This window comes from Microvirga calopogonii, assembly GCF_003347665.1.
GTDB classification, from domain to species: Bacteria; Pseudomonadota; Alphaproteobacteria; order Rhizobiales; family Beijerinckiaceae; genus Microvirga; species Microvirga calopogonii.
Window position 1 is genome coordinate 24,436 of record NZ_QDGA01000052.1, and the last position, 6,582, is coordinate 31,017.

Below are 6,582 nucleotides of genomic sequence, written 5' to 3' on the forward strand. Positions count from 1 at the left end.
GGGCAATCCGCGCGACCTTGCGGGAGAGAAGCATGGCTCTCAAGGACCTGTTGGTCTTGACCGGCACCGGCACGGAAGCGGCCGGAACCTATGCCCTGTCACTGTCAGTCACCTGTGGTGCCCATCTGACCGCGGCAGTTCCGACCATCGAGCCGTCGCTTCCACCCGGCCTCGCCGCCGAATTGCCGGACCATCTCCTTTCCCGCATGAAGGAGGAGGTCGAAGCTGCAGCGAGCAGAGCCGTCGAGGAATTCGCCAGGACAGCGCGAGAGGCCGACACATCGATCGACGTCGTCCGGTTCAAGGCCACTTCCGGAGAGCTGGGCTATTCCTTGAGCCAAGTGGTGCGCTGCTTCGATGCCGTCATCCTTCCGCAGCCTGATCCGGACGGCACCGACACCTTGGACATCATCGAGGCATGCCTCTTCGGCTCCGGACGCCCCCTCGTCATCGTCCCCTACATCCGCGTTCATCCTGTCATCGAGACGATCCTGATCGCCTGGGATGGCGGCCAACCGGCCGCCCGCGCCGTTGCCGATGCCCTGCCGCTGCTGGTGCTCGCCCACCACGTGGAGATTATCGCCATCGGCAAGGGAGAGATTGAGAACTCCCATCTCTCGAGCAGGGTCCTGGCCCGGCATTTGGCCCGGCATGGAATTCAGGCCGAGGTGAGAAGGCTCTCCGTCGACGACATCAATGTCGCGAACATGCTCCTGTCTCATGCGGCCGACACGGATGCCGACCTGATCGTGATGGGCGGTTACGGCCATTCGCGCCTGCGGGAGATCGTCCTCGGCGGCACGACGCGGGAGCTTCTCCGTTCCATGACCGTGCCGGTGCTCATGTCGCACTGAACCGGAGAAGTGAAGCGAGAGTCCCGCCTCGGTTATGCCGCAGTACAGTCCAGGGCACATTGCCTCTCCGTCGGATCGAAGCCTTGGAATGCGATGCGAGCCGGGATCTGCATGATACCGCTCCTGCCCGCCGTGATGGCAAATCGTCCTGGAGGCATGGCCGGCGGTTCTCGACCCGCATTGAGGATCATCGAGAACGGCCGGGTGGGAAGCGCTTGAGGATATCGACGACCTCCTTATCGGAAACTTGGCGGAAATCGGCGTAATAGCAGCTTATTGCTCCGAAGAACTCATGCTCCTCAAGGCAGAGGAGATCATCGACCTCGTTTCGAAGTCTGGCGAGAGAATCGACCGGGGCCACTGGAACTGCCAGCACGAGCTGTCGCGGGTTGAGCCGACGGATGGCCTGCAATGCCGCGCGGGTCGTCGCTCCGGTGGCGATACCATCGTCGACCAGGATGGCCGTTCGCCCGGTGACAGCTGCCCGCTCGCAATGCCCCACATATCGACGGCGCCGGCGCTCGATTTCGGCGATCTCGGCATCGCGGACAGACGTGAACTCCGCTTCGCCAACCCCGGAAAGCTGGATGACATCCTCATTGCGCACCACGATGGGCGTCGCGCCGTCGACAACGGCACCCATGGCCAGCTCGGGTTGTGAAGGCACGCCGATCTTACGTACGATCATGAGGTCGAGCGGTGCGTCGAGCGCGGCGGCAATCTCCGCCGCGACAGGAACACCGCCCCGTGGGAGTGCAAGCACAACCGGATCCTGATCCCGGTATTTCTTGAGTGCCGCAGCGAGCTTGCGGCCGGCTTCGGATCGGTTGGTGAATGGCATCGGACCACGCCTCGCTCACCTCCATGCATCTCTCCGCTCGCGCATCTTGCAAAGCCAGAGCCAATCCCTGCCCCTGGCATCCCCCTGCCGGATGAACTCATCCATAGGTCTGCTCTTTGGCAATCGGCTTCGGAAGCCTGCGGAAGACGATCCCCCGGTCCGTTCGAACAATCAGGCAACTATGGCCCGCAGCGAACCAGCGGAGCCGTTCCAGAGCGACATCATTCGTGCCGAAGAGGCGCTGAATGTCGTCATGGCCGACCTGGACCTGACCCCCACTCGCGAGCAAATCCATTCTGGCCTGGAGATCCGGGAGAGTGAAATCCTTGTGCATCGCGAATGCCTCCACGCGATGGAACACAAGCATGAAAGGCCGATCCCGATCTTGCGTTTGGTCAATTCGACCCGGAAATCCGAGCGGGACAGTTCCCGGGATATCAGCATCGCGCCCGAACCCGGGGCTTGCGGAACCAGCCCCGTGGCGGATTGGATTCCTTGTGCTAGTTACCTAAAGTATCGGACCCAACAGTGGAATCCACTTTTGGGACTCAATCCGATGCTCAAACCCTGAGCTGGCGCATCGTTTATGGCGGAAAACCGGGTCCACTTTTCACTGACGTGGCCCTCCGGGTCCGCACGATGCGCTAGCGTATCAGCACCAGCATGACGGGCTCCCATCCCCAATTGCAACGGGGCGAGCCCTGTCCATAAGGGCCAACTCTGATCGGACGCGGAATGATCTCGTTCTTCACACCCTACCGCCATGACTTTGTCCGCATCGCGGCCTGTGTTCCGCGCATCGAGGTCGCGGATCCGGCCTTCAACGTCGACCGGACCCTTGAGCTGCTGCGTCGAGGAGACCAGGAGCGAATTGCCCTGATGGTGTTCCCCGAACTCGGCATATCCGCCTATGCCATTGACGATCTCCTGCATCAGGACGCCCTTCTGGAGGCTGTCGAACGGGGTCTCGTCCGCTTGGCCGAGGAAAGCGTCGATCTTTTCCCGGCCTTCGTGGTCGGGGCTCCTCTCCGCCTCGACGGCCGCCTCTACAACGCCGCCGTCGTCATCCACGCCGGACGCATCCTGGGAGTGGTGCCCAAGGCCTATCTGCCGAACTACCGCGAGTTCTACGAGCGCCGGCATTTCGCCCCGGGAGCAGGCATTCGGGGACAGATGATCGCCATTGCCGGCCTGCAGGTCCCCTTCGGGGTCGACCTTCTGTTCCGGTCGGCAGGCAGCTGCGCATTCACGTTTCACGTGGAGGTGTGCGAGGACATGTGGGTGCCGCAGCCTCCCAGCACCACGGCCGCCATGGCGGGCGCCGAGATCCTCCTCAATCTCTCGGCCAGCAATATCACCATCGGAAAGGCGGAAGATCGGCGCCTCCTGTGCGGCTCCCAATCCATGCGCTGCGTCGCAGCCTACGCCTATTCGGCGGCGGGCCCGGGCGAGTCGACCACAGATCTCGCCTGGGACGGCCACGGCGGCATCTTCGAGGACGGCCTGCGGCTTGCAGAGACCGGACGCTTTCCGCCGGATTCCACCATGGCCGTGGCCGATATCGATCTCGGGCGCCTGCGCCAGGAGCGCATGCGGCGGGTCACCTTCCGCGATTGTGCCGATGAGTTGAAAGTCGTTCCAGGCGATTTCCGCATCGTTCCGCTTCACGTCGATGCGCCGGAGGAGGCGCTGCCGCTGCGCCGGCCGGTCGAGCGGTTTCCTTACGTTCCCGCGGACCCCGCCAAGCTCGCGGAGAACTGCTACGAGGCGTACAACATCCAGGTCCAGGGGCTCGCGAAACGCCTGCAGGCGACCCGGATGGAGAAAGTGGTCATCGGCGTTTCGGGCGGCCTCGATTCCACACAGGCCCTGCTCGTCTGCTGCCGCGCCATGGACAAGCTGGGCCTTCCCCGCACCAACATCCTTGCCTACACGTTACCCGGCTTCGCAACGAGCGAAGGCACGAAAGGCAATGCCTGGGCGCTCATGCGGGCACTGGGCGTCACCCCGTCGGAGATCGACATCCGCCCGACGGCGCGGCAGATGCTGCAGGATCTCGAGCACCCATTTGCGGAAGGTAAGCCAACCTACGACGTGACCTTCGAAAACGTTCAGGCGGGCTTGCGGACCGATTACCTGTTCCGATTGGCCAACCACCATCGCGGCATCGTCGTAGGCACCGGCGACCTCTCCGAGCTGGGGCTCGGCTGGTGCACCTATGGTGTCGGCGACCAGATGTCCCACTACAATGTCAACGCATCGGTCGCAAAGACCCTGATCCAGCATCTGATCCGCTTCGTCGCAGCCTCAGGTGACGTGAACGACGAAACGGCCGAAATCCTCTATGCTATCCTGGCCACCGAGATCTCTCCCGAACTCGTGCCGCAGGACGCCTCCGGGCAGATCCAGTCGACCGAGGCCATGATCGGTCCGTATGCGCTGCAGGACTTCAACCTCTATTATCTGACGCGCTATGGCTTCCGGCCCTCGAAGATCGCTTATCTCTCCTGGCATGCCTGGAGTGATGCCGAAGCAGGCACGTGGCCGCCCAACATCCCGGATGCCTCGCGCCGGGCTTACGAACTCGGCGAGATCAAGAAGTGGCTCCGGGTCTTCCTCGGCCGGTTCTTCACCAGCCAGTTCAAGCGCACGGCCATGCCGAACGGGCCGAAGATCTCGTCCGGCGGGTCGCTGTCGCCGCGCGGCGACTGGCGCGCGCCATCCGACGCGGGACCGGGGGTCTGGCTCGCCGAACTGGAAAGCGGCGTTCCAGATGTCGATCCCTCGTGATCGCCGGCTGCATCAGGCCCTTTGAAGAGTTGCGAATAGTCAAAGTTGGATGGTGCTTCACGGCGCATTTTAAGGATCCCTCAATCTGATGATCAGCGAGGGATTAAAGATGCGCCGATCGATATCGGGAGCCATCTTGCTGACCGACATGCTGTTCATCGCGCCGGCACCCGCCGGCTCAGGGCTTCGGCACGGGAGCCGTCCATGATCCGTAGGTTCGCTATCTTGCTCCTGATGGTTCCGGCCGGCCTGCATGCACAGGAGCAAGGCGATCCGTCAGCCGGGCTGCGCGTGGCTCGCGAGACCTGCGCAGCCTGCCACGCGGTCGAAGCCGGCCAGAATCAATCTCCTCGCACGCAGGCGCCGGCATTCACCCGAATAGCCCAAGTTCCGGGCATGACGACGACCGCTCTAACGGTCGCCTTGCGGACTTCGCATGAGACGATGCCGAACATCATGTTGGAGCCCAAGCAGCTCCGGGATCTTGCGGTCTACATCACGAGCCTGAACACGCACCCGTGACGGAATGACGGAATGGCCGACCTGCGGCTCTTCTTAGCGCATCGTGCGGACCCGGAGGGCCACGTCAGTGAAAAGTGGACCCGGTTTTCCGCAAAGAACGATGCGCACTCGAAAGAGTGGAGCATCGGATGGGATCCCAAAAGTGGAATCCACTTTTGGGTCCGATGCTTTAGACCTCAGTGGATGCCTGTCGCGCCACCTGCCGCGCGCGCTGAGCCCGCTCCACCTCCCGCAGCTTGCGCGCCCTATCCCGTAGTTCCTCACGGCTTGCCCACCACCAGCCCCGGGCGGATCGCGTCCCCGGATCTTCTTCGTCTCGAACGGGGCGTGTGCGGTAGATCTCCTGCAGCGTCGGCATCCGCCAATGGGCCCAGACGTAGCGGGACGGATCACCCTTCGCGTGAATGTAAGGCTCGGGTGCCAAAGGCTCGTCGATGGGATCGACGTCGATGGCCTCGAATACCACGACGCCCCAATTTGTGGTCGCGAGCGGAAACCCGAGAGGAGGAAGGTCGTCCCACGGCACGGGATAGCGCCTGCGGCGCCGCTCCGCGTGGATCTGGTTTGCCTCTTGGGAGGCTTGGGCCTTCTGCTCCTCCCGGCGCTTCCGCCGGGCCTCGGGTTCATTGCGCCGCGCCGCCTCCTCGATCTCGGGCCAGCGCGATTTCAGCTCCTCATAGGAGCGGAACGGCACGCGCCAGACCCGCTCTTCCGGATCCCAATGGGCCCAGGGGATGGATCGAAGAGCCTCGACGATTGTCCTCGAATAGGGCGTGCGCACCTTCAGATCGTCCGCAATCGTCAGATAGGAGCTTTCAAGAGGTTCGAAGGTGAACGCGTCCCGGCCTTTTGCATCCGCATGCCGATCAAGGGTTTCGAGTTCCTGCGCCATCCAGGTGTTCAGCCGCCGAACGGCAGTGGTCCCGGGCACGAACCACCGCTGCTCCCCTCCCCGCCACCGCGCGCGCGGAAACCCGTCCCGAAACCGGGCCACTAGGTCGCGGTCATAGGGAAATACCGCATAGGCTCCGGGCTTCTCGTCGTCTTCGGAGGGCAGTACCTGGAAGGTGGATGCAGTCTCCATATGCAGGTCAGGTCATGAGGGCTGGAGTTTCCTTGCGACAACCGGGGAGCCGTGGGTTTGGATCCCGTTCTCCCGGCGGTATTCGCGATGCCCTGATGCCGTGGCTCTTGTCGGGCGTGTCGCGCGTCGTATCGCGCCGTCTGTCGTGTGGCTGTCTGAACGGCAGCAAGCCCCCGGTGTCGTTTCGGGCGCGGGGGCTTTGTGCTGGTGTGAGATTGGTTGCGGGGACAGGATTTGAACCTGTGACCTTCAGGTTATGAGCCTGACGAGCTACCGGGCTGCTCCACCCCGCGCCAAGGCGTGCGAGTCTGGCCGCGGCCAAACCCCAAGCTGAGGGCCTTGATCGCAGGCGATCAAGGCGAAGGCACGACAGACGAAAGCGCGGTCGTTCTGATCAGAACGACCGCGCTTGCTGTCAGAGACGGTAAAGAGGCGTGTGTGGCGTTGTCCTTGGCAGGTCCGGCAATGACCTACTCTCCCGGGTCTTGAGA

General features: G+C 63.2%; 6 protein-coding genes and 1 tRNA gene. 4 read left to right on the forward strand and 3 right to left on the reverse strand.

The features are described 5' to 3' along the window. Positions 1–32: 32 nt before the first annotated feature. A complete protein-coding gene (locus DDF70_RS24910) occupies positions 33–854 on the forward strand; it encodes a universal stress protein (RefSeq protein ID WP_114947467.1) in 822 nt (273 codons plus the stop codon). Between the two features lie 187 nt (positions 855–1,041). On the opposite strand, the gene DDF70_RS24915 is transcribed toward DDF70_RS24910, so the two are convergent. Beyond that, a complete protein-coding gene (locus tag DDF70_RS24915) occupies positions 1,042–1,695 on the reverse strand; it encodes a phosphoribosyltransferase (RefSeq protein WP_114947468.1) in 654 nt (217 codons plus the stop codon). A 181-nt stretch (positions 1,696–1,876) separates the two neighbouring features. Between DDF70_RS24915 and DDF70_RS36895 the strand changes: the two genes are divergently transcribed. From DDF70_RS36895 to DDF70_RS24930, 3 genes are all read left to right on the forward strand, one after another. After that, on the forward strand, positions 1,877–2,266 hold the full coding sequence (locus DDF70_RS36895) for a hypothetical protein (protein ID WP_162820640.1): 390 nt from the start codon (positions 1,877–1,879) through the stop codon (positions 2,264–2,266). 164 nt (positions 2,267–2,430) lie between these two features. Continuing rightward, positions 2,431–4,485 (forward strand): NAD(+) synthase, encoded by a 2,055-nt coding sequence (locus DDF70_RS24925; protein WP_114947470.1) that lies wholly within the window; start codon positions 2,431–2,433, stop codon positions 4,483–4,485. A 204-nt stretch (positions 4,486–4,689) separates the two neighbouring features. Next, entirely contained in the window at positions 4,690–5,007 is a 318-nt protein-coding gene (locus tag DDF70_RS24930) for a c-type cytochrome (protein ID WP_114947471.1), read from the forward strand. A 169-nt stretch (positions 5,008–5,176) separates the two neighbouring features. Here DDF70_RS24930 and DDF70_RS24935 read toward each other — a convergent pair whose 3' ends face one another. After that, positions 5,177–6,091 carry a hypothetical protein gene (locus DDF70_RS24935; RefSeq protein ID WP_114947472.1) on the reverse strand — a complete coding sequence of 305 codons (915 nt, stop codon included), beginning with the start codon at positions 6,089–6,091 and terminating at the stop codon, positions 5,177–5,179. 216 nt (positions 6,092–6,307) lie between these two features. Then, positions 6,308–6,384 (reverse strand) — tRNA-Met (locus DDF70_RS24940). Positions 6,385–6,582: the final 198 nt, after the last annotated feature.

What these genes read in the sequence shown, in the direction of transcription:
- DDF70_RS24930 (WP_114947471.1), top strand. Translation starts at nt 4,690, where the DNA reads ATGATCCGTAGGTTCGCTATCTTGCTCCTGATGGTTCCGGCCGGCCTG.
- DDF70_RS24935 (WP_114947472.1), bottom strand. Translation starts at nt 6,091, where the DNA reads ATGGAGACTGCATCCACCTTCCAGGTACTGCCCTCCGAAGACGACGAG.
- DDF70_RS24915 (WP_114947468.1), bottom strand. Translation starts at nt 1,695, where the DNA reads ATGCCATTCACCAACCGATCCGAAGCCGGCCGCAAGCTCGCTGCGGCA.
- DDF70_RS36895 (WP_162820640.1), top strand. Translation starts at nt 1,877, where the DNA reads ATGGCCCGCAGCGAACCAGCGGAGCCGTTCCAGAGCGACATCATTCGT.
- DDF70_RS24925 (WP_114947470.1), top strand. Translation starts at nt 2,431, where the DNA reads ATGATCTCGTTCTTCACACCCTACCGCCATGACTTTGTCCGCATCGCG.
- DDF70_RS24910 (WP_114947467.1), top strand. Translation starts at nt 33, where the DNA reads ATGGCTCTCAAGGACCTGTTGGTCTTGACCGGCACCGGCACGGAAGCG.